Origin of the sequence: Halomonas sp. HAL1 (assembly GCF_030544485.1) — a bacterium.
In the GTDB taxonomy this organism is placed as follows: domain Bacteria; phylum Pseudomonadota; class Gammaproteobacteria; order Pseudomonadales; family Halomonadaceae; genus Vreelandella; species Vreelandella arctica.
The window spans coordinates 3,667,856-3,689,074 of record NZ_CP130610.1 but is presented as its reverse complement, the minus strand read 5'-3'; the positions used below and the strand labels follow the sequence as shown (position 1 = coordinate 3,689,074).

The 21,219-nt window shown below is 55.4% G+C and carries 18 protein-coding genes and 1 riboswitch; of the genes, 5 read left to right on the top strand and 13 right to left on the bottom strand.

Features of this window, described 5'->3' with window-relative positions:
• Positions 1-76 precede the first annotated feature (76 nt).
• Both Q3Y66_RS17170 and Q3Y66_RS17165 read right to left on the bottom strand, forming a co-directional pair.
• A complete protein-coding gene (locus tag Q3Y66_RS17170; RefSeq protein WP_008959324.1) occupies positions 77-949 on the bottom strand; it encodes a PhzF family phenazine biosynthesis protein in 873 nt (290 codons plus the stop codon).
• Positions 936-1,136, bottom strand: coding sequence for a DUF1127 domain-containing protein (locus Q3Y66_RS17165; protein ID WP_008959325.1), 201 nt, complete (start codon positions 1,134-1,136; stop codon positions 936-938). The genes Q3Y66_RS17170 and Q3Y66_RS17165 overlap by 14 nt, the downstream gene beginning before the upstream one ends.
• A 164-nt stretch (positions 1,137-1,300) precedes the next feature.
• Between Q3Y66_RS17165 and Q3Y66_RS17160 the strand changes: the two genes are divergently transcribed.
• Positions 1,301-2,743 (top strand): PLP-dependent aminotransferase family protein, encoded by a 1,443-nt coding sequence (locus Q3Y66_RS17160; protein ID WP_008959326.1) that lies wholly within the window; start codon positions 1,301-1,303, stop codon positions 2,741-2,743.
• A 16-nt stretch (positions 2,744-2,759) separates the two neighbouring features.
• On the opposite strand, the gene Q3Y66_RS17155 is transcribed toward Q3Y66_RS17160, so the two are convergent.
• From Q3Y66_RS17155 to Q3Y66_RS17145, 3 genes are all read right to left on the bottom strand, one after another.
• A complete protein-coding gene (locus tag Q3Y66_RS17155; protein ID WP_008959327.1) occupies positions 2,760-3,452 on the bottom strand; it encodes a uracil-DNA glycosylase family protein in 693 nt (230 codons plus the stop codon).
• A gap of 34 nt (positions 3,453-3,486) precedes the next feature.
• Complete coding sequence (gene pcsA / locus Q3Y66_RS17150; RefSeq protein WP_368411719.1) at positions 3,487-4,212, bottom strand: phosphatidylcholine synthase; 726 nt, start codon at positions 4,210-4,212, stop codon at positions 3,487-3,489.
• 84 nt (positions 4,213-4,296) lie between these two features.
• Positions 4,297-4,902 carry a DNA-3-methyladenine glycosylase I gene (locus Q3Y66_RS17145; RefSeq protein ID WP_008959329.1) on the bottom strand — a complete coding sequence of 202 codons (606 nt, stop codon included), beginning with the start codon at positions 4,900-4,902 and terminating at the stop codon, positions 4,297-4,299.
• A 104-nt stretch (positions 4,903-5,006) separates the two neighbouring features.
• Here Q3Y66_RS17145 and Q3Y66_RS17140 point away from each other — a divergent pair, with 104 nt between their 5' ends.
• Positions 5,007-5,456, top strand: a complete 450-nt coding sequence (locus Q3Y66_RS17140) for a GNAT family N-acetyltransferase (protein ID WP_035587284.1) — start codon at positions 5,007-5,009, stop codon at positions 5,454-5,456.
• 48 nt (positions 5,457-5,504) lie between these two features.
• Here the strand turns inward: Q3Y66_RS17140 and Q3Y66_RS17135 are convergent, their stop codons facing one another.
• From Q3Y66_RS17135 to Q3Y66_RS17120, 4 genes are all read right to left on the bottom strand, one after another.
• Positions 5,505-6,002: a 6,7-dimethyl-8-ribityllumazine synthase gene (locus tag Q3Y66_RS17135; RefSeq protein ID WP_008959331.1), complete on the bottom strand. Its 498-nt coding sequence runs from the start codon at positions 6,000-6,002 to the stop codon at positions 5,505-5,507.
• Between the two features lie 105 nt (positions 6,003-6,107).
• Positions 6,108-6,263, bottom strand: a riboswitch (FMN riboswitch).
• Between the two features lie 32 nt (positions 6,264-6,295).
• Positions 6,296-7,552: a cytosine deaminase gene (gene codA / locus Q3Y66_RS17130; protein WP_008959332.1), complete on the bottom strand. Its 1,257-nt coding sequence runs from the start codon at positions 7,550-7,552 to the stop codon at positions 6,296-6,298.
• A 16-nt stretch (positions 7,553-7,568) separates the two neighbouring features.
• Complete coding sequence (codB, locus tag Q3Y66_RS17125) at positions 7,569-8,834, bottom strand: cytosine permease (RefSeq protein ID WP_008959333.1); 1,266 nt, start codon at positions 8,832-8,834, stop codon at positions 7,569-7,571.
• 62 nt (positions 8,835-8,896) lie between these two features.
• Positions 8,897-9,526: a TetR family transcriptional regulator gene (locus Q3Y66_RS17120; RefSeq protein ID WP_008959334.1), complete on the bottom strand. Its 630-nt coding sequence runs from the start codon at positions 9,524-9,526 to the stop codon at positions 8,897-8,899.
• 198 nt (positions 9,527-9,724) lie between these two features.
• Between Q3Y66_RS17120 and Q3Y66_RS17115 the strand changes: the two genes are divergently transcribed.
• Positions 9,725-10,819: an efflux RND transporter periplasmic adaptor subunit gene (locus tag Q3Y66_RS17115; protein WP_008959335.1), complete on the top strand. Its 1,095-nt coding sequence runs from the start codon at positions 9,725-9,727 to the stop codon at positions 10,817-10,819.
• 2 nt (positions 10,820-10,821) lie between these two features.
• Positions 10,822-13,866 carry an efflux RND transporter permease subunit gene (locus Q3Y66_RS17110; RefSeq protein WP_008959336.1) on the top strand — a complete coding sequence of 1,015 codons (3,045 nt, stop codon included), beginning with the start codon at positions 10,822-10,824 and terminating at the stop codon, positions 13,864-13,866.
• A 106-nt stretch (positions 13,867-13,972) separates the two neighbouring features.
• On the opposite strand, the gene preA is transcribed toward Q3Y66_RS17110, so the two are convergent.
• From preA to Q3Y66_RS17090, 4 genes are read right to left on the bottom strand one after another with little or no spacing between them, the layout of a single operon-like run.
• Positions 13,973-15,316, bottom strand: a complete 1,344-nt coding sequence (preA, locus tag Q3Y66_RS17105; RefSeq protein ID WP_008959337.1) for an NAD-dependent dihydropyrimidine dehydrogenase subunit PreA — start codon at positions 15,314-15,316, stop codon at positions 13,973-13,975.
• A complete protein-coding gene (locus Q3Y66_RS17100) occupies positions 15,313-16,692 on the bottom strand; it encodes an NAD(P)-dependent oxidoreductase (RefSeq protein ID WP_008959338.1) in 1,380 nt (459 codons plus the stop codon). The genes preA and Q3Y66_RS17100 overlap by 4 nt, the downstream gene beginning before the upstream one ends.
• A gap of 54 nt (positions 16,693-16,746) precedes the next feature.
• A complete protein-coding gene (hydA, locus tag Q3Y66_RS17095) occupies positions 16,747-18,186 on the bottom strand; it encodes a dihydropyrimidinase (RefSeq protein WP_008959339.1) in 1,440 nt (479 codons plus the stop codon).
• Between the two features lie 31 nt (positions 18,187-18,217).
• On the bottom strand, positions 18,218-19,084 hold the full coding sequence (locus Q3Y66_RS17090) for a nitrilase-related carbon-nitrogen hydrolase (RefSeq protein ID WP_008959340.1): 867 nt from the start codon (positions 19,082-19,084) through the stop codon (positions 18,218-18,220).
• 608 nt (positions 19,085-19,692) lie between these two features.
• Here Q3Y66_RS17090 and Q3Y66_RS17085 point away from each other — a divergent pair.
• On the top strand, positions 19,693-21,210 hold the full coding sequence (locus Q3Y66_RS17085) for an NCS1 family nucleobase:cation symporter-1 (protein ID WP_008959341.1): 1,518 nt from the start codon (positions 19,693-19,695) through the stop codon (positions 21,208-21,210).
• Positions 21,211-21,219 lie beyond the last annotated feature (9 nt).

The window sequence follows — 21,219 nt, the reverse complement described above, 5'->3', positions numbered from 1 at the left end:
CAAGCATTGGAAGCGAGTTGATCAACCAGCAAGGCAGGGCGTGTTGAGTATCTTTCATGCGATTGTTTGTATGCACTTATTGATGCACTTTAAACACGCCCTGACCCACCACAACGGCATTACCGCCCACCGTTACAAAACCGGGTTCGATCTCTCCATTGGCGGCGGTGTGAATAACGCTGGGCCGCCCCATTTCAACGCCCTGGTAAATGTTGCAGTGGATGGCGTTTGGCTGTCTTGATCCCAAGTAGCCGGTCAATGCCGCTGCGGCGCTCCCGGTGGCAGGATCTTCGCATAGGCTGTGTTCCATAGAAAACATACGGCTTCGCAACACGGTTTTCATCTCGTTGGGCTTCTCCATCACGTAAAGGTAGATCTGTTCGGCGCCACTTATTGCCACGGTCTCACCCCAGATGGCCGGTGATATCTGAACGCTCGCTAAAGCAGCAATGTCTGTTAGTCCAATTAAATGAAAGGGCAGCCCGCAGGAGGCTACCACGGGTTCGCCCATCACCTGATGCTTTTCAAGCCCTAACAAGGTTGCGGCCGTGGAGTGATCAAGCGGGCTATCTTCCACCGTGACTGGCTGGGCGGTGGTGAAGGTTGAGCGTCCCAGCGCAAAGCTAATCGCTAACTTGCCGACCGGTGGCGCTAGCACCAAGGGGCGCTCCCGATTGACTAAGTTCAATTCTGCCAGCAGGTGCGCGGTGCCGACCGTGGGGTGGCCGGCAAAGGGCAGTTCCATGGTCGGTGTAAAAATCCGCATCGAGTAGTGATTCGGCCCAGCCGCTGCGCCTAAAAACACCGTTTCAGCAAGATTGAGCTCATTGGCCAGCGCCTGCATATTACTGGTACTTAACCCGTCGGTATCAAGAAAGACAGCCAAAGGATTGCCGGTAAACGGCTGATCGGTAAAGACATCAAGCAGGTAGTACTCAGCGGCTTTCATCAGGCCCCCTTTTAAATGATGTCTGTTGCCAAAATGCTTTGCGGCCCTCTTTTAGCGCCTGTGTACGGCTGATACCGATATCTTCGAGTAGCCGATCCTCGAGCGCCAGTAACTGGCGGCGGCTACGACGATACTGGCGGTAGCTTTGTAACTGAATGCGAAGCTGGGTGAGGCTAAAGCGTGGCATGGCGAATCCTCCGTGTTAAGTGCCCCACCAGATTACTCAGTGCTATTCCTTGGATACAGATATAGGTATTATTATTTTAAGGATACAGATGGGTGTGTTATATCTCTGTATGGTCGCTTAAGGGTTCATCTGTATTGCTTTCAGGCTTTGGGCGGGAGGGTGTCATGACGCGCTACGAAGAGGTTGCTACTATTTTGCGCGAGCGTATAGAGCACGGTATTTACCGTGTGGGTGATCGTCTGCCCTCTATCCGCGCCGTGTGCCAGGAGCTAGACGTTAGCATTTCGACGGCTCAGGAGGCCTACCGGCAGTTGATGGATGTAGCGTTGATTGAATCGCGACCAAAATCCGGCTACTTCGTACTGCCAAGCCGGGTGCCAGCAGTGCTGCCCTCAGTCTCCCGGCCCGCCCAGCGCCCGCTGGATGTTTCCCAATGGGATCAAGTGCTTGAACTCGTCGCCACCCAGCGAGATGACGAGCGGCTGCTGCTTGGACGTGGTGTACCGAATTTTGAGTATGAGACGCTGCGGCCGTTGTCGAAAATCCTCGCTGGCCTGCATCGCAGTAATGACCTGCACGGGTTCAACTACGACAAGCTGAGCGGTAGCCCTGAGCTGCGACAGCAGGTGGCGCGATTGGCCATTGCCTCGGGCTGCCTGCTGCATCCGGATGACATTGTGATTACCACCGGTTGCCAGGAGGCGCTGGCCATTTCCCTGCGCACCCTCACTCAGCCCGGCGATGTGGTGGCCGTCGACTCGCCCAGCTTTTACGGCACCATGCAGATCCTCAAGGCCAACGGCTTGAAAGCGCTGGAAATCCCCACCGACCCACAAACCGGTATCAGCCTGGAAGCCCTGGAGCTGGCGCTTGAGCAGTGGCCGATCCGCGCGATACAGGTGACACCGACCTACAACAACCCACTGGGCTACACCATGAGTGAGGCACGTAAACGGGCGCTGTTTCAGCTCGCTCAGCGCTTTGATGTGGCGATTATTGAAGATGATATCTACGGCGATTTGTCATTCTCGCTGCCCAGACCGCGCACCGTTAAATCCTTTGATGACGATGGGCGCGTGATGCTGTGCAGCGGATTTTCCAAAACGGTGGGGCCGGGGTTGCGGGTAGGTTGGCTGGCGCCGGGCCGCTATCGCGATCAGGCGTTGCATATGAAGTACGTCTCTACTGGCGCCTCAGCCACGCTGCCGCAGCTGGCCGTGGCGGAGTTCGTCGCCAAAGGGCACTACGAGCGTCACGTCCGTTACGCCACCCGCCAGTATCAGCGCCAGCGCGATATCATGATCAGTTGGGTGCAGCGCTACTTCCCCAAGGGCGCGGGCATCAGCTACCCACAAGGCAGCTTTTTGCTTTGGGTAGAACTGCCCGCTGCGGTGGACTGTGTACGGCTCAACCAGCGCTTGGCGCAGCGTGCGATCCACGTAGCACCCGGGTCGCTGTTCTCAGCCTCGGGCAAGTTTCGCCAATGCCTGCGCCTTAACTATGCGTTTACGCTAACCCCCGAGATCGAAGCGGCCGTGCGTACGGTGGGCGAGTTTGCCACTGAGATGGTGGAAGAAGCGCAGGCGCATGCAGCCGTGCTGGGATGAGGATCAGCCGCAAGCCTCACAAGGCGAGGTTGTCCTGGCGCACATCTAACTGCTCTAAGCGCTGCGTTAAGAGGCCTGGAAAGCGGGTATACCAGGTCTGATTGAGCGGAGAGGGGTGAGGCAGAGGATAGAGTGTAAAGGTTTGTGCCTCGCCCCGATCATCCTCCAGTGTTACTTCGATACTACTTTCAAAGCGGTCCTCGCGCTTCCAGAATGCCTCCAGGCGTGCACGCTCCTCCTTTGAGTGGCCGATACCGAACCACAGGAAGGCTTCTCGACCCAGGGTGATTAGGGTTCGCCCTTCCCAGCGGGAGATCAGGACTTCGTTCATCAGGTCATGAAAGTGGCGCTTAACCTTCATGGACCACGCTTTATTGCCGACGGGCTTGTAAGGCACGGTGTTGATCCAAAAAAAGTGCTCTCCCACGGCGCGCGAGGCCTCGAAGTCAGGCATTTTTTCATCATAAAGGTGCTCATACAGCGCCTTTCTGACCAACTGCCCACCAGCGCCGATAAAGGGTTCGCCATGGCGAACCTCATCGCGCCCTGGGTCGCGTCCGAAAAAGCCAATGCGCTGGTTAGGCTTGCCAAGGCCGATGATGGGCTCCAGTGGGTCGCGCTCGAAGCGCTGGTAAACCTCGACATCGATTCCTTCGATATCTGCCGCTAGCGCCCTGAATTTTTCCTGTTGCTGCAGGGGCAGTGACATCGTCCATGCTCCTTGCTGCTGTCGTTTGGCTAGTTCAATCAAACCACTCTTGCGCCGTGCGCCATAGGCACATGCCGGCGAAGTAAATAGAGGCAATTCCCCACCCCCATACGGCCCAGGCGGTGTGCTCAGGGCTGGAAAGTATCAGTGACGTCGCACACACGCACCATAGCAGTGTGACGGCAATATTGAGTGGCATGAACAAGCGCACGCGAAAGGGGTGAAGAAACTTCATTTTAGTCACGGTGAGAATGGCGAGAACAACGATAGTGGCAAAGGTAATAAAAGGAGGTAAATCAATAATGTAAAAATAGGCGGCGGTGATGTTCCAGGCGGCTGGAAAGCCAACGAAGTAGTTGTCCTGGCTTTTCATATCGACATTGCAGAAACAAAACATCGACGACAGCAGAATAATGAACACTGAGAGCAGTGCAAAATAGGGCGGCAGTTCAATAAAGTAGTAGATAAAGAGGGCAGGAATAAAGGCCCAGGTCAGGTAATCAATGACCATATCGAGCGTTGAGCCATCGAAGTGGGGCAGTATCGTCTTCACTTCATACTTGCGCGCCAGAGTGCCATCGATACCATCAATCATCATCGCAGCACCCAGCCAGAGGAGGCAGGCGACGGGATTATTGTCGACCAGTGCAAGCAGCGCCATGGTGCCGAGTAGTACACCGCTGGCGGTGAATATATGCACACTCCAAGCTTTATATCGTGAGGTGCGGGATTCTGTATGCGAAGAGAATGATTGAACCACGTTGACCCCATTGGGAACGTGTTGTCCCCTTGCTGTTCGGTTTATTGATAAGCGTGTCAAAAACCATACCCTATCACTGTTTTTTTATATCGGCCGCTTAAATTGCTGCCGCGCCTGTGCAACCTGCACGCGGGTGATGCAGTTTAGCGAGTGGTCATTGATCAGCCCCATCGCCTGCATAAAGGCAAAAGCGGTTGTTGGGCCAACGAATTTCCAACCGCGCTTTTTTAACGCTTTGGATAGAGCGATGGATTCAGGCGAGGTGACCTGGGTTTGCGGCGGGGGGAGGGAGTCGGCGTCTGGCTCGAAACGCCAGAAGAACGCGGCTAACGAGCCTTCCTGCTCGACCATTTCTTGCGCCCTTAAAGCATTATTAATCACCGCTTCGATTTTTCCACGATGGCGAATAATGCCTGCGTTCTGCAGCAATTGCTGCACATCGTCTTCGCCAAACCGGGCAACCTGATGAAAATCGAAATGGTGAAAAGCGGCGCGGAAGTTCTCGCGTTTATTGAGAATGGTGCGCCAACTCAACCCCGACTGAAAACTCTCCAGGCACAGCTTCTCGAACAGCCGCTGGTCGTTAGCCACTGGAAAGCCCCACTCGTTGTCATGGTAAGGCAAAAACTCCGCCGCGCCCCCACACCACAGGCAGCGGGGATGACCATCAGGGGCGATAAAGTCGGACATAGAGCATTTCCTTAGCAGGTGATAAAAGCTGTTTTCAGTTAGCCATTAGGTGTTAATTCACTATAACGTTATTGGCGTGATAGCCAACGAGCCTGGAGATGAGTATGACATTTGTTCGCCCTGCCACGATTAATGATCTTGATACACTAACGGAGCTGCTAGATGGTTATCGGCAGTTCTACGCTCAGCCTAGTAATGCGGAGGCCGCTCGTGCCTTTTTGCGCCAACGATTTGGGCAGGCGGATTCACGCATTCTCGTTAGTGAGAGTGAGAATGGTCGGCTTACTGGCTTTGTTCAGCTTTACCCTGGGGTTTCCACGGTAGGCTTAAACGCGCGCTGGACGCTAAATGACCTTTTTGTGCTTCCAGAGTCTCGCGATAAGGGCACGGGAAGGGCGTTAATGGAAGCCGCTACAAAACTCGCCAAAGAGCATGGCGTGGCACGCTTGATATTAATGACGCAGGTAGAGAACGAGCGTGCCCAGCACCTTTATGAGTCATTGGGCTGGCAGCGTAATACGGCGTTTTATGGTTACTTGCTTGATGTGAAGTGAGTCAAACCGTTCAGGCCCGGCGCCTCGCCGAGCCTGAACCGCAGTGCATCAAGCCTCGCTTAGCTTGCGCGCTCTATGCAGGTTTTCCATCGTATTCAGGCACGCCTGGGCGGCTTCTTTCCCTTTGGTAACAAAGTGTTGGGTGTAGAATTCGTGATGCGTGGTGTGCTCATGGAAGTGGTGCGGTGTTAATACTGCAGAGATCACTGGCACTTGCGTGTCTAACTGCACCCGCATCAAGCCATCAATCACCGCATGGGCGACAAAGTCGTGGCGATAAATACCGCCATCGACCACAAAGCCAGCCCCTACAATGGCACCATAGCGGCCACTTTGAGCGAGGATCTTGGCTTGCAAGGGAATTTCGTAAGCACCGGAAACGGTGAAGGTGTCTACTTGTTCGGCGTTAAGCCCACAGCGCTCTACTTCAGCAATAAAGGCTTCATAGGCCTTCTCGACGATATCCTGATGCCAGTGGCCTTGAATAAACGCGATGCGTTGAGACGTGGTGTGGGTAGAAAGTGTCAGCGGAAATGTCTGATTCATGGTCATTCTCTTGGATAAGGTGTACCAGAATCAGGGCACGCGGAACCGGTCGTCAGGCAGCCGTAACAGATGGCATCAGCCACTGTTAACGTTGCGTGTCTAAGGTGCCGTTCTCTTTCATCCGGACTATCACCGTCGGCTTCGGTTTCTCACCGAATCTGCTGACCTCAAGCAATTGCTTGAGCGCTCGCGGGCTTAGCGGCCTGGTTCAAAGGCCGTATCACCGCCGGTGGGGACTTTCACCCCGCCCTGAGAACTTTGCTGAATATCAGCCCAGCCATTTTACGCTTATTCTAAAAGCCGAGCCAAGGCGGCGTGGTGATGTTGGCGGGTGCACGCTGCATGATGATCTCGCCGTGGCGCACCGAAAGCAGCACCTCGCCTTGATTGCGCAGTACGCTGTAATCATCTTCCCCCTCCAGCAGGTTGAAGCTGGCCGGTTTGCCCACCTCAATGCCGTAGCGTTCTTCGATGTTAAGCGTGCGAGCGCTATTGTCAGTAATCAGCGAAAGCGCCTGACTGAAATCCTGATAACCCATCATTTGGCAGATATGTAGGCCGAAATCCAACGTGCGTAAGAGCTTGCCATTCCCCAGCGAATACCAGGGATCAAAAATGGAGTCTTCGGCAAAGCAGACGTTGATGCCCGCCTCGTTGAGTTCCTTTACCCGTGTGACGCCGCGCCGTTTGGGGTAGGTGTCGAAGCGCCCTTGCAAATGAATACTTTCGGTGGGGCAAGAGACAAAGTTGATGCCCGAGCGCTTGAGCAGCAGAAACAGCTTGGAGCAGTAGGCGTTATCGTAAGAGTGCATGGCGGTGGTGTGGCTTGCGGTCACGCGGCTGCCTAAATCATTAAAAAGCGCTTCACAGGCCAGCACTTCAAGAAAGCGCGAATTGGGGTCGTCGATCTCGTCGCAGTGCACATCCACCAAGCGGTCGTACTTGATCGCAAGTTCGATTACCCGCTTCATGGACGCCACGCCCAGTTCACGGGTGTATTCGAAATGGGGGATGCCGCCCACGACGTCGGCACCGAATTCCAGCGCCTCTTCCATTAGCTTTTCTCCGCCGGGGTAGGAGAGCAGGCCATCTTGCGGAAAGGCGACTACTTGAATATCGATTTTATCTTTTAGCTCGTCGCGCAAACGACACAGCGTTTTCAGGCCAATCAGGCTTGGGTCACTGGTGTCAGCGTGGGTACGCACGAACTGAACGCCATTGCCGATTAACAAATTAAGTGTTTTGAGAGCGCGCTCACGAATATCGGCTTCGGTAAGCATAGGCTTACGCTCACCCCAGCGCTCGATGCCTTCAAACAGCGTGCCGCTTTGGTTCCAGCTAGGTTCGCCTGCCGTTAGCGCAGCGTCCAGATGAATATGGGGCTCAATAAACGGCGCGCAGACGAGCTTGGCGCCTGCATCAATCTGCCCCGCGCTCGCTGTTTGTGGTGCATCTTGTGCGGTGATGGCGGTAAACGTACCGTTCTCAATCTCCAGCCGATAAAGCTCAGGGCGCTGGCGTAGGCGGGCATTAATGATCTGCATGGGCATATGAAAAAGGGCTCACTTATTGTTTAGCGGGTGAAGGAAGCGTATCGCTCAGCGTAGCGTGGTTTAAACGCAGCAGCACGGCGTAGCTGCCCGCTGCCACCGCGACCCCTACCAATGGCGGCAGTAACGGGGAAAAGTAGGCCGCCCCGGCACCCAGCGCATAGGCAGCCAGCCCTCTACGGTTGAAATCAGGCAGTTGAGCAATATCCAAAGCGGGGTAACGGCCTTTATGCTTGAGCCAGAAGTCCGCCATGATGACCCCTCCCATGGGCGGAATAAACGTGCCGAGCAGTACCAGAAACGGCATAAGCAGGTTGTACATGCCGCCTACCGCTAGCACGGTGCCAATTGCTGCACCGCCCACCGTCACCAACCGGCGTTTTTCGGTACGCAGTAAATTGCAGCCCGCCACGGCGAAGTTGTAGATGGTGTTGTCCTGGGTGGTCCAGATATTTAGAAACAGCATCAGTACGGCGATGGTGACAAAGCCCTGGGCAATCAGCACATCGACAATATCCGCCTGCTGGTAAATCATGGTGCCAAGTGCACCAGTGAGCACCATTAAACCGTTCCCCACAAAAAACGCTGCCAGGGTCGCAATGACGGCAATTTTCGGCGTTTTGGCGAAGCGGCTCCAGTTAGTGGCTTGGGTGCCGCCGCTGATAAACGTGCCGATGATGACAGTGACCGCTGCCGCCACGCCCATACTTTCCGTAGGCATTTGCTGGCTTAGTCCTGTAAAGCCGCGCACATCCACCAACCCAGTGAACAGGCTAATCAGAATAAACAGCATCATGGCGGGGACGGCAACGCGCGAAAGCCAGTCCATGCCCTTATAACCAATCATTGCGGTGATACAAAAACCAAAACCAAAAAGCACCATTAAGGGGATTTCCAGCCATTCAGGCATCCCCGTGGTGCGTACTAATACCAGCGCGATGGTCGCTGTGCCCCAGGCGTACCAGCCAATCTGGGTAAAGCCGAGGATAAAATCAGAGAGTTTGCTGCCCTTCTCGCCAAAACAGAAGCGCCCCATCAACACCGAATTAAGCCCGCTTTTACAGGCTATATAAGCAAGAGCTGCCGCATACGTTCCCAGCAACAGGTTACCAATCAGTATGATCCAGAGCAGTTGGCCAATCGGAAACGCTTGGCCTAGCGTGCCTCCCGCCCACATGGTAGCGGTGAAAAAAGTAAAGCCGAGCAGTACTGCTGAGGTGGAGAGAAGCCCTTTACGGGCACGGGTAGGGACTTCGCTGAGCGGGTAATCAGACTGGTTCATGGCAGGCTCCGGTTGAAAACGGTTCTCTTGGAAATATAAGCAACCGGCATGCCAAGTTTTCTTTATTTATGAGGAGTGATTTCTACCAACAACCCGCGCATTAACGTTTCGACGATAGCGTCGCACTCCTCTGCTAGTGAGTACTGCTGTGGGTCTTGCAGCCAATCAAAGCAGACGCCAATCAAAAAGCCGTGAAACTGGCGGCGCGCGCTGGTGGGGGAGAGCCCCGCACGCAATTGGCCTGCTAGTTGTGTTTGTTCAAACAGACGTTCTACCTGTACTTCAGCGTGCTCTGAAAGGCGGGTGATCATGCTGATGCGCGGGTGATCATCTTCCAGTTTCTCGCAGCGGTGCAGCACGATGGTGGCTGCCCGCTGCAGCGGCAGGTCATGGCAGATGCCTGCCAGCGAGCGTTGGGCAATCTCGCGTAAACAGGCCACTGGCGTTGCACCAAGATGCTGGGTTGTATCATCGACGATTTCATCTAAAGGGATGCGTACCCGCTCCAAGAGCGCATTGAATACCGCTGCTTTATCTTCAAAGTGCCAATAAATGGCTCCCCTAGTAACGCCCGCCGCCTGTGCAATATGCGCAAGCGTCGTGCGCGAAACGCCTTGAGCTAAAAAAGTGGTTTCCGCAGCATCAAGAATCGCTTCTCGGGTACGTTCAGCGTCTGCCTTACGACGGGACATAGCGGCTCCTATTAATATAATGAGCGGTATTTTGGCACTGATAGATAGCAAAGTCGCCGCACGGTGATTAGTATACACTTCACTGACATTCATGAATGTCAGTGAAGTGTATACGTTATTCCGCTGTGTTTTCTATATTTTGCTGTAGTCCAACGTTAGCTTTGAAAAGCTGTGCTGATCGCCCTCAAGGAGCCTACCGTGCCCGCTACTTTTCTCCGTTTTCTGCCAATCACGCTGATAGTGCTGATGCTGATGGGCTGCGATCAACCTCAGGCGCAGTCCACCGACACGGCCAGACCCGTGAAATTGATGACCTTGCAGTCGGCCAATGCTACTGCCTTGCGGCAATTCCCGGCGCGTGTGGAAGCCACCACGCGTAGCAATCTGTCATTTCGCATGGCAGGCGAGTTGCTGGAGCTTAATGTCAGCCCCGGACAGCGGGTGAGCGAGGGCGAGGTGCTCGCTCGAATTGACAACCGTAACGCGCAAAGCGAGCTGGATAGCGCCCGCTCGCGCCTGGAGCTTGCCAAGGCCAACCTGGAGCGCATGCGCTATACCCTCGAACGCGGGGCGGTCAGCCAATCCCGGTTTGATGAAGCGGAAAGCGAATGGCGGGCAGCCCGCGCAACGTTTGAGCAGGCCGAAGAGCAGGTAACACACACGCAACTGCGCGCCCCCTATGATGGCGTGATCGCTCAGGTGCCGGTGGATAACCGCCAGATTGTTCAGGTGCAGGAAACGGTGGCAGTGATTCAGCAGCCGGGCCAATTAGATGTGGTGTTTCATCTGCCCGAGCAAATTGTTCAGCGCATGCCGCGCAGCAACGGCACCCCCTTTGGGGATGAATTAGCGTATGAAGTACGCTTCGGAAATGGCGACAAACCCTATCTCGCCCAGTTAGCGTCCTATACCACGCAAGCCAGCGCGCAGAGCTTGGCCTATGAAGTCACGCTGACACTCCCTCAGCCCGACGATATCACCCTACTGGATGGTATGAGTGCCAACGTGCGACTGGATTTAAGTGCGCTGCAATCCGACCACGCTTCGCCGGTTTGGCACCTGCCGCCTGAAGCCGTGAGCTATGCGGGCGAAGACGCTAATCAAGCCTTGGTATGGCGCTATACCGGCTCAGAACATGTAGAAGCAGTGCCGGTGAGTGTTGGGCCATTAACGTCGAATGGGTTGGAAGTTAGCGGCGATTTGGCGGCGGGCGATCGTATCGTGGCGGCCGGTGCTCACCGTATAACGGCGGATACCAAGGTCACGCCGTGGGAAAAAGAGCAGGGGCTATAAGCATGGTCGACTACTTTTTACGCCACCGGGCGGCTAGTTATTTAATGACCGTAGTGCTGCTGGCGGGCGGTGCGCTGTCATTTCTAGGCATGGGCCAGCTGGAGTTTCCCGAATTCACTATTCGTAACGCCCTCATCACCACGCAGTACCCCGGCGCGACACCTGAAGAGGTCGAGCAGGAAGTGACCTCAACGCTAGAGCAATCGATTCAAGAGATGTCGTCAATTAAGCGAGTGAGCTCGGTGAGTTCCGACGGCCTTTCCCAGATTACCGTCGAGCTGGAAAGCACCGTACAAAATGAAGAGCTTGAACAGCTATGGGATTCGCTACGCCGTAAGGTTCAGGATGCTCAGGCTGCATTGCCGCCGGGCGCCAGTCAATCCCGCGTCAATGACGACTTTGGCGATGTCTTTGGCTTTATGGTCAACCTGACCGGCGAAGGCTACAGCATGCCTGATCTGGCCGATCATGCCGACTTTCTCAAGCGCGAGCTGACCCTGGTGGAAGGCGTCGAGAAAGTCTCGCTGGGCGGCGAGCACGAAGAGCGCATCTACATTGAAGTCGACCGTGAGCGCCTGCGGGCGTTGAATATACCGCTCACCCGGCTTCAGCAATTGTTGGATACCCAGAATGCCGTGGCCGATGCCGGGCACCTCAAGCAGGATGGTCGCCGTTTCCGTATTACCCCGACGGGCAGTGCAGCGAATATCGATGACCTGCGCGCGCTAATCGTCAGCGAAGGTGACGGCGAGCTGGTGCGGCTGAGTGATATTGCTGATGTAAGCCGAGAGTTGGCGGAGCAGCCTCAGCAGCTCTATCGCGATATGGGCAGGCCGTCCATATCGCTGGGCGTCTCGTTTGAAAGCGGTGTGAATGTTGTGGCGGTCGGCGAACAACTGCAGCAACGACTGGATCAACTTCAAGCCCGTACGCCGCTGGGCATGGAGCTGAATATCGTCTACAACCAGCCCCAAGTCGTGGATGACGCGGTCTCCGGCTTTCTGGTGAGCCTGATCCAGGCGGTGGCCATTGTCATCGTGGTGCTCATGCTGTTTATGGGCTGGCGCAGCGGTCTGTTGATGGGCTTTATTCTGCTGATCACCATTATCGGCACCTTTATGCTGATGCGCTTTCATGGTCTGCAGTTGGAAAAAATCTCCCTTGGGGCGCTGATTATCGCCCTCGGTATGTTGGTGGATAATGCCATCGTGGTGACCGAAGGAATGCTGGTGGGGTTAAAGCGCGGCAGCACGATTCGTGATTCGGCCCATCAGGTAGTAAGGCAAAACGCCTGGCCGTTGCTAGCGGCGACACTGATCGCGATTGCTGCCTTTGCGCCTATCGGTCTGTCGCCAGACACCACCGGTGAATTTATCGGTTCGCTGTTTTTTGTCCTACTCTATTCGCTGCTGCTGAGTTGGATTACCGCGCTAACGTTAACGCCTTTCTACTTTAAGCTGTTTTTTCGCAATATCGCACCTGGCGATGGTCAAGAGGACCCCTACAAAGGCGTTGTTTATCGCCTGGTCGGCCGTGTCATCGTTGCCGGCATACGTTGGCGCTGGGTGACGTTGGTAATGGTAGTGGCAATATTGGCGGGCGCGTTGTTCGGTTTTGGTTCAGTTAAAAATGCCTTCTTTCCGGCCTCGAACACCCCCATCTTTTTTGTCGATTACCGCACGCCGGAAGGCACCGATATCCTCGAGACTCAGCGCCGCGTTAGCGAGTTGGAAACGAGCGTGATGGAGATGCCGGGCATTCGCCACCTAACCACCACCGTGGGTGGCGGATCACAGCGTTTTACCCTCACTTACTCGCCGGAAGACCGCTACGCCAGCTATGCACAGCTCATTATCGAAACCGACGATAAAGCGACTCAGCGCGAGCGCATGGCCGACGTTGAAAGGGTACTGGAACGCGACCATAGCGATATCGACTACAAGATTGCTCCGTTGGAAGTCGGCCCCGCGCCGAAAGCCAAGCTAGAGGCGCGCTTTTATGGCAGCGACCCGGAAGTGCTGCGTCAGTTGGGCGACCAGGTGGAGGCCATGTTCCGTGAAACGGCCAACATGACCAGCGTGCGCACCAGCTGGCGTAACCGGGTACAGGCAATCGAGCCTGTCTTTCTTGAAGATACCGCGCGGAGGCTAGGCGTCACCCGTGAGGATTTAGCCAGCACCCTTGCGCTGAGTACCAGTGGTAGCCAGGTAGGCGTTTATCGCGATGGCAGCGACCTGATTCCCATGGTGGCACGAGCGATTCCCGAGCAGCGTCACGACGTGGACAACCTGGGTTCTCTCAATGTCTGGAGCGAAGAGCAGGGCCGCTATATCACCGCCGACCAAGTGATCAGCGATATCACCACCCAGGTCGCAGATCCACTGATCATGCGTCGTAACCGGGAGCGCATGCTGGCAGTGTACGGTGAGCCGGACCCGTTAAGCGGAGTAACCGCTGCCAGCGTATTGGCGGAGATCCGACCTCAGGTAGAAGCGCTGGAGCTGCCTGCAGGCTATCGGCTGGAGTGGGGCGGCGAGTTCGAGACTGCGGGCGAAGCTCAGAGCGGACTGTTTGCCTCGCTGCCGCTGGGCATCGTGATGATGTTCATCCTTACCGTGGTGCTGTTCAATAACTTCCGCCAACCGTTGGCGATTTGGTCGCTGGTACCGTTGACGATTATCGGTGTTGTCGGCGCGCTGCTGCTGACCGGGTTACCCTTCTCGTTTATGGCGCTGCTGGGCACGCTGAGCCTGATCGGCATGGTGATCAAAAACGCCATCGTGCTGGTGGAGGAGATCAACGTGCAGTTGCCGCTGCATCAGGACCGCTATCACGCGGTGGTGCTAGCGGCCGTTAGCCGTGTTCGCCCGGTAGCGATGGCCGCGCTGACCACCATGCTGGGGATGATTCCGCTGATCAGCGATGCCTTCTTCGCCAGCATGGCAGTGGCGCTGATTGGAGGCCTGGGCGTTGCTACGCTGTTAACTCTAGTGGTACTGCCGGTGGTTTATTGCGTGCTTTATCGCATTAAGGTTCATGCGGATTGATGCCAGCATCGTCGCCATTTGGAGCAACAAGCCTCTGCTTTACAAACGTAACCGCCCTCAAAAATTGAGGGCGGTGGATAGCGCTAGCAGCTGTTGAATACCGGGCTTAAGACGCGACCCGGAAGGGATTGCGGGGATCGTTATCCCAGGCCAGAAAGGGTTGACCTGTTTCTTGAGGCACCATGGTGATGCAGTTTTCCACTGGGCAGGTGATCTGGCACAGGTTGCAGCCTACACACTCCTCTTCAATCACCTCATAGCGGCGCGCACCGTTCTGCTCGGTGAGCTTGGCAATCGACTGGTGGGACGTGTCCTCGCAGGCGATATAGCAGCGGCCGCACTCGATACACAAATCCTGATCGATCTTGGCGATCGTTTTGAAGTTGATATCCAGGTGTTTCCAGTCGGTGGTTTGCGGGATCGCCTTGCGTGAGAACGCTTCAATGGAGTCGTAACCTTTTTCCGCCATCCAGCGGGAGAGGCCATCTTTCATCTCCTCCACAATGCGAAAGCCGTTAAGCATCGCGGCCGTGCATACCTGTACGCTGCCTGCACCGAGGGCGATAAATTCCGCCGCATCCCGCCAGGTGGAAATGCCGCCAATGCCGGAAATCGGCAGTGTAGGTGTGGCCGGATCACGGGCAATTTCCGCCACCATATTCATCGCAATAGGTTTGACGGCACTCCCGCAGTAACCGCCGTGGGTGCTCTGATGGCCAACGGTGGGTTTGGCGACCATGTTGTCCAGATCGATACTGGTGATCGAATTGATGGTGTTAATCAGCGACACCGCATCGGCGCCACCTCGCAAGGCTGCCTGAGCGCCTACGCGAATATCGGTGATGTTGGGGGTGAGTTTTACAATCACTGGCTTCGAGTAGTGCTTTTTACACCAGTAGGTGACTTTCTCGATCAGGTCCGGGTTTTGGCCTACTGCCGCGCCCATGCCACGCTCCGGCATGCCGTGGGGGCAACCTAAGTTGAGCTCGATGCCATCGGCGCCGGTAGCTTCCACCAGTGGCAGAATGTAGGCCCAGGCCTCTTCATTACAGGGCACCATGATGGAAACGATCAGCGCCCGGTCGGGCCAATCCTTCTTCACCTGGGTGATCTCTTTAAGGTTGATCTCCAGCGATCGGTCGGTAATCAGCTCGATATTGTTAAAGCCGATCACCTCGCGGTTTTTGCCGTAGTGGGCCGAATAGCGGGAAGAGACGTTGACCGCCGGTGGCTCTTCACCGAGGGTTTTCCAAACCACGCCGCCCCAGCCCGCTTCATAGGCGCGCACCACGTTGTAGGCTTTATCGGTGGGCGGTGCAGAGGCGAGCCAGAATGGGTTAGGCGCTTTAATACCGGCAAAGTTAACCGATAGATCAACGCCATTAACCACGCTGTCGCCGCTGTTTTTCTTGCCTGGAAAAGAGAGAGGAGTGAAGGGTGTGGTGTTCATGCGGCCTCCTGCTTGGCGGCAAGCGCTTGGTGAATGGCGTGAGCCGCCAGTTTGCCGTGCTGTACGGCCTGAACGGTGAGGTCTTGGCCGGATTTGACACAGTCGCCACCGGCATAAACATTGGATAGCGAGGTGCGGAACATTTCATCGACATGAATGCGCTCGCCGTCCCGAGCTAGCTCGGCGGCGGTGGCATCAGCGAGGCTGGTGTTATCAAAGCTTTGTCCTATGGCTTTGAAGATGGCGTCGGCGGCAATCTCAATCGTTTCGCCCGTCGGCGATAATTGGCCCGCTTGCTCAACGGTCTTGGTAAAGCGCATGCCCGCTACGCGGCCCTGGTCATCCAGCAAGATTTCATCGGGCTGCGCCCAGGTCACCATGCGTACACCGTTGGCTTTGGCGATCTCCTGCTCGTGATCGGTGGCGGACATCGCCTCCACGCCGCGACGGTAGACCAGCGTCACCTCGGTGGCGCCCAGGCGAGCCATTTGCGTTGCCATATCGATCGCAGTATTGCCTGCTCCAATCACAATGCAGCGTTTGGCCACGGTGAGGTTGCCCAGGTCATCGGTTTGACGCAGGGTTTTGATGTAGTCCACCGCGGGCATCAGACCCGGCGCCTCTTCGCCGGTTAGGCCCAGGGTGCGGCTGGCACCTAGCCCTAAACCGAGAAACACGCTGTCATACTGCTGATGCAGGGTGGAAAGTTCGAGGTTATACCCGAGTCGCTGGCCGTACTGGAGGTCAATGCCGCCGACCTCCAGTAAAAACTCGACTTCTTTGCGGGCAAAGTCATCGGTCATTTTGTAGCGGGCGATGCCGTACTCGTTTAACCCGCCGGGCTTTTGCTCAGCTTCAAAAATCGTCACCTGATGGCCAAGCATTGCCAGCCGATGAGCGCAGGAAAGTCCCGCAGGCCCTGCACCTACCACGGCGATGTGGCGGCCAGTGCTGCCGGCACGTTTGAACGGGTGGCTATCGAACTGCATATGATCGGTGGCGTAGCGCTGTAGCAAGCCGATCAGCACAGGCTGACATTCGGCGTCATGATTGCGCACACAGCTACGCTCGCAAAGTATTTCGGTGGGGCAAACCCGGGCGCAGCTGCCGCCTAGGATATTGGCTTCCAGAATGGTTTCCGCCGCGCCATTGATATTTTTTTCGCCGATTTGGCGAATAAAGCTTGGGATGTCGATATCCGACGGGCAGGCCTCAACGCAGGGGGCATCAAAGCAGTAGAGGCAGCGCTGACTTTCAATCATCGCTTGGCGCTGGGTGAGTGGCGGGTGTAGATCGCTAAAATTATGGGTCAGCGTTTGTGGGTCGTAGGTGCCGACCTCTTGTGCGCTGGGGAGATGATTCAGTGGGCTAGTCACAGTAGAGCCTCCGCTGTTTTTATACGAACAACTGTTATCGCTTGATCGCCGCTTTTAACGTTTAACCGCTATAGGGGCATTTAGCTCGGCGCGTTTGGCCAGCAGCTCGAATACACCGGGATAGGCAGGGCGCTCTAAATAGCGGCCCGCACCGCGCTCGGCGCGCAGATCACCGTCTCGCCATACCCATTTGCCTTGGCTGATGGTGTGACGAGCGATGCCGCGCACCGTCTTGCCCTCGAAGATATTGAAGTCGACGTTCTGGTGATGAGTTTTGGCGGAGATAGTGCGGGTGCCGTTAGGATCCCACACCACAATGTCGGCATCGGAACCCACCTGAATCGCCCCTTTACGTGGGTAGAGATTGAAGATCTTGGCGGTGTTGGTGGAGGTGACGGCGACGAACTCCTGAGGCGAGAGCTTGCCGGTATTCACGCCTTCGTCCCACAGCACGGCCAAACGGTCTTCGACTCCGGCGGTGCCGTTAGGGATCTTGGTAAAGTCATCCTTGCCCGCGGCTTTCTGCTCTTCGCAGAAGCAGCAGTGATCGGTGGCGGTGGTTTGCAGATTGCCGGATTGCAGGCCATGCCAGAGCGCTTCCTGATGGCCTTTGGGGCGGAAGGGCGGGCTCATCACGTGGGCCGCTGCGGTTGCCCAGTCGGGATTCTGATAAACGCTGTCATCAATGACCAAGTGACCTGCTAGGCACTCGCCAAACACAGGGTGACCCTGCTGACGGGCGTAGGCGATTTCGTCCACGGCGTCCTTAGTGGAAACGTGTACCAAGTAAACGGGAGCACCCAGGGTGCTGGCAATACGAATCGCCCGGCTCGCGGCTTCGCCTTCGACCTGGGGCGGGCGGGAAAGCGGGTGCGCTTCTGGGCCGGTCATGCCCTGGGCGAGTAGTTTCTGCTGCATGTGATACACAAGCTCGCCGTTTTCCGCGTGTACGGTGGGGATTGCGCCTAGCTCTAAACAACGCGAGAAGCTTTCCACCAGAATATCATCGGTGGCCATGATGGCGCCCTTGTAGGCCATAAAGTGCTTGAAACTGTTGACCCCGTGCTCGCGTACCAGCGTCCCCATCTCCTCTTTGACGCTCTCGTCCCACCAGGTGATTGCCACGTGGAAAGCGAAGTCGGTGGCGGCTTTTTCCGCCCAGCCTTGCCAGGTTTCAAAGGCTTCCAACAGCGACTGGCCGGGGCTGGGAATCACGAAATCGATAATGGTGGTGGTGCCGCCCGCCATGGCCGCGGCGGTGCCGGTATAGAAATCCTCGCTGGCCACCGCGCCCATAAACGGCATCTGCATATGGGTATGGGGATCGATACCGCCGGGCATTACCAACTGGTTGCTGGCATCCACCGTCTCGCAGCCCTCGGGTACTTCTAAGTCAGTGCCAATCGCGTGGATTTTACCGTCTACACACAGCACATCGGCGCGGTAGGTATCCGCGTGGGTGACCACGGTGCCGCCCTTGATCAATAAACTCATGGTTCGCTCCTTAGATAATTGATTGAGGGAATTATTCGCCGTCGGTGAGACGGGTATAGGTCTCGGGGCGGCGGTCGCGGAAGAACTGCCAGTTGTTGCGCACCTCGCGCACCATATCCAGGTCAATCTCGTGTACCAGTAGCTCGTCGTCGGTCTCGCTGGCCTGGGCTTCAATTTTGCCGCGTGGATTCACGATATAGCTGGAGCCGTAAAAATCGCCGATATTCCAAGGCGCTTCGGTACCCACGCGGTTGATGGCGGCGATAAAACAGCCGTTAGCGGCAGCGGAGGCGGGCTGTTCAAGCTCCCATAAATACTGAGAAAGACCGGCCACGGTGGCGGAAGGGTTGAAGATCACCTCGGCGCCGTTGAGCGCCAGTGCCCGCCAGCCTTCGGGGAAGTGACGGTCGTAGCAGATATACACGCCGATCTTGCCGTAGGCGGTATCGAATACCGGCCAGTTGGAGTTGCCCGGTTTAAAGAAGAATTTCTCCCAGAACCCCGCCACTTGGGGAATGTGCGTCTTGTGATACTTGCCCAGATAGCTGCCGTCGGCATCGAACACCGCGGCGGTGTTGTAATAAACACCGGTTTCGGTCTCTTCATACACCGGCACAATAATGACCATGCGGTGCTCAGCAGCCAGTTTTTGCATCATCTGGCAGGTGGGGCCTTCTGGCACCCGCTCGGCGGCGGCATACCATTTGCCATCCTGGCTGGGGCAAAAATAGGGTTGGTTAAAGACTTCCTGGAAGCACAGCACCTGCACGCCTTGGTCAGCCGCTTGTTGAATCATCGGCAGGTGTGCCTCGTTCATGGCATCGCGAATAGCCTCAGGTTCAAGATCCGTGCTGGTTTTCAGCCCCATCTGAATCAGCCCAATTTTCATCTTTTGCATGAGACGCTTCCTCTGATTGTTGGTGTGTAGCGTATATTTGTAGTGTCTTGAGAATGAGTTTTATAAAGCTGACGTAAAAGACAGCTTTTGTTGAAAGTAGCGCTGGATGAGTGGTTTTAGCAAGTCTTTAATCGATGTTAGATAAATTGCATTTAACTCGTTGAGTTTGTTTGTTTTTATTTTTTTACGTTGCACTTTTCACTCTTTTGGTGAGCTTGTGCACTGTTTTGGGTATATTTTTTTATTCTTAAAAATCATGCGATAGGTTTAATAATTGACGATATATCGAGCATCGTATTGTTTAAAGTTGGTGCAAATATTTTTTTTGACCTAGCTTTGTTTAATTGGTTTTTGTTTGGAGAGAGTAAATTTAAAAGGTAACAAGCTAACAATAATATTGTTGTCTAGGAGGGCAGCTTTTTAATCAATGAGTTAATTGCTTTGGTTTTATAAGTAGGCACGCTTATTGCTTTTAATTCTGTCTGGGAAGCTCCACTGGCCGTGTGAGTTAGGGCTTGTCTTATTAGGACTTGGCTTAAAAGTCAGCGAGCACAGCTAGTTTTCAGACATAGCCTGGGCTAGACAACACAATACTGAGGAGAAACAAGATGACCGAAACAACCTCTCAGATGGTGGATCGAGGTGGGCTGATAGAGCTTGATGTAGGCAGTGACGTGCGAGGTAGTTCACGCTTTAACGAGGATATTGCACCCACCCAGGCCAGCGAGCGTACCTGGAGCAAATGGAACATCGCCGCGCTGTGGGTCGGCATGTCGATCTGTGTTCCTACCTATACGTTAGGCGGGGTGTTAACTGCCTACTTTGGCTTGAGCGTAGGGGAAGCGCTGTTTGCCATTCTATTGGCGAATATTATTGTCCTGATTCCCCTGACGCTGAACGCCTTTCCTGGCACCAAATTTGGCATTCCTTTCCCTGTCGTTTTGCGTTCATCCTTCGGCATTTTAGGCTCCAACGTGCCCTGCCTGGTGCGGGCGTTAGTTGGCTGTGGCTGGTTTGGTATTCAGACCATGTTCGGTGGGCTGGCGATTCACTTGCTGTTGTCTGAGTTGATTCCCGCTTGGGCTGCGCTTGGGGGCGTGGGGGAGGTGATTGGCTTTTTTGTTTTCGGCGCGATGAATCTTTATGTGGTGATCCGCGGTGCGGAATCAATCAAGTGGCTGGAAACGCTGGCGGCGCCACTGCTGTTAGCGGTGGGCATTGGCTTGATGGTGTGGGCGTGGCCGAACATGTCGATGACTGAGCTGCTGGCGCAGCCACCATCACGCCCTGAGGGGGCTTCCGTTTATGGTTATTTCTTTGCAGGCTTGACCGCCATGGTGGGGTTTTGGGCCACGTTGTCACTTAATATCCCTGACTTCAGCCGCTTTGCCAAAAGCCAGAAAGACCAGATTGCTGGCCAGATCATCGGGCTGCCGCTGACGATGTTCTTCTTCGCTGCCCTCGGTGTCGTGTTAACCGCGGCGTCTGAAACGCTGGTGGGCCAAACCGTTGCCGACCCGGTGCGTTTGATTGGCTATATCGACAGTCCCTTCTGGGTGGTCATGGCAATGCTGCTGATCATTATTGCCACGATCTCTACCAACACCGCGTCGAATATTGTTTCGCCTACCAATGACTTCCAAAACATTGCGCCCAAATTGATCAATCAGACCCGCGGTGTGCTGATGACCGGTGCGGTGGGCGTGTTGCTAATGGGCTACGATCTATTGCAAAAAGCAGGCGTGATTCCTCCAGGCGTATCACTTGAACAGATGTACTCCAACTGGCTGCTTGGCTACTCCAGCCTACTCGGCCCGATAGCGGGTATTATGGCGGTGGATTACTTCCTGATTAAAAAGCAGCGCTTGGATGTGCCTAGTCTCTATATGGATAACCACGCCTATCCTGCGGTGAACATGGCTGGGTTTATCGCCTTTGGTGTGCCGGTGCTACTTACCTTGATCTCTCTGGTGACAGGCACGATGAACTGGTTCTACGATTATGGGTGGTTCACTGGGTCGGCGCTGGGGGCGATTGTTTACTATGCTGCCAGCCAAGTAGTGGCATCGTCTCCGCAGGCAGGGCCTGTGCCGTTAATGGCCAGCGAGGTCACTGAGCAGCGTTAATCAGTAGTG